General features: G+C 50.8%; 1 protein-coding gene. It reads right to left on the bottom strand.

Translation table 11 applies throughout. The annotated features are described in order from the left end of the window. Positions 1-18: 18 nt before the first annotated feature. Positions 19-1,197 (bottom strand): transposase, encoded by a 1,179-nt coding sequence (locus tag NG795_RS28345; protein ID WP_367291945.1) that lies wholly within the window; start codon positions 1,195-1,197, stop codon positions 19-21. Positions 1,198-1,322 lie beyond the last annotated feature (125 nt).

The following is a 1,322-nucleotide window of genomic DNA, read 5'->3' as shown; positions in this document are numbered from 1 at the left end:
CTGGTTGACTGACAAAACTTAGTCAGGCGGATACTTGTAAGTATGTATTTTGAACTCAATACGGTAGGTACGGTCGTCATATTGTTTTCGAGAAGCCATAGCCGGTTCGGGGTCGCCCGCGAGAGTAAAGCAGACGGAGTGAATGAGCTGCCAGCCTTGCTCCAAAGCGGTTTTAATCCAGTCCCACCCAATTCTGAAATAGCTGTTGCCGCGAAACCAGTGAGGGTCTATTCGGCGACGCAACCCAGAGGCCACAACCTGGGTACCCTGGGCAGTTACATAGAGAGTGGCCACCGCTAGAATAAAAAAGAGGCGAGACAGGGCACAGACGGAGCGAACCTCAGATTTCTGAAGATTCCAGCCATTGGACTGGTCATCAAGAAAGGCTTCTTCGATATCGAAGCGTAATCCATATTCTTGAAAGGTTTGTAAGTTTGTGGGTTCATCGCTGACAATGGCCCAAAACTCACCGTTGATGTTGTTGTAGCCGATGGCTACATTCACGGGTCCATAGCACTCTTGCTTGTGCAGTTTAACGTTGTGTAAGCACAAAGCCTCGCCTCGCATAAGAGGGAACATCTTCAGTTGCCGCCAACCTGAACCTGGCCGCCAAATCCAGGTATTGCTTTTGAGGCGGATCCGGTAGTGCCAGCCCAAGTCATTGCTGAGGGCTGCCATCGCCTTGATGTGGATAAAGCCTCGGTCCGCCAGCAAGACGACCTTGACTCCCTGAGGTAATAGATGGGCCGCTTGATACAGCATTTCTCTATATTCGTTAAAGGCAACCGAGGCACTTTTATGTTTCAACACTCGCCACACCACCGGCAACGCCCGACCTCGATACACGAGAGCCAGACGAACTAGGCAATACTCCTCCCAATACGTTGAGGTATCTAGGCTCAGATACAGGCACGTATCTTGCCAGTTGGCTAAGGCCGCTAAGATCAGCGGTTTGTAGAGTCGATGAACATTGATGCGGCTGTTGTGCAACCATCGACTGACCCGGCGTTGTTTACTCTGTGCCTGCTCTCCACGACAGGGTAGGTAAGGCAGCCACCGGGTGAGACTAACTTCGCCCCGTTGGAGCAAGGCCACCACCATCCACAGGCAGGTCGTCAGATGAGCTTTATGAGCCCAGGGGACCGATTGACTCAACCAACTGTGCAAGGCATTATAGAGAGGGGAGCTTTTATTCACAGCGTTCTAGTTTTTGAGTGGTATCTAAGCTTAGAACGCTGGCTCCCTTCTTTTCAAGCCCCAGGCTAAAAATCCCTGAATGTAAAGCTTTCAGCCCTCATTCTTAACTTTTGTCAGTCAACCAG

Origin of the sequence: Laspinema palackyanum D2c (genome assembly GCF_025370875.1) — a bacterium.
GTDB classification, from domain to species: domain Bacteria; phylum Cyanobacteriota; class Cyanobacteriia; order Cyanobacteriales; family Laspinemataceae; genus Laspinema; species Laspinema palackyanum.
Note: the sequence above shows the minus strand (reverse complement) of the source record. Positions and strands in the feature narration are given on the sequence as shown.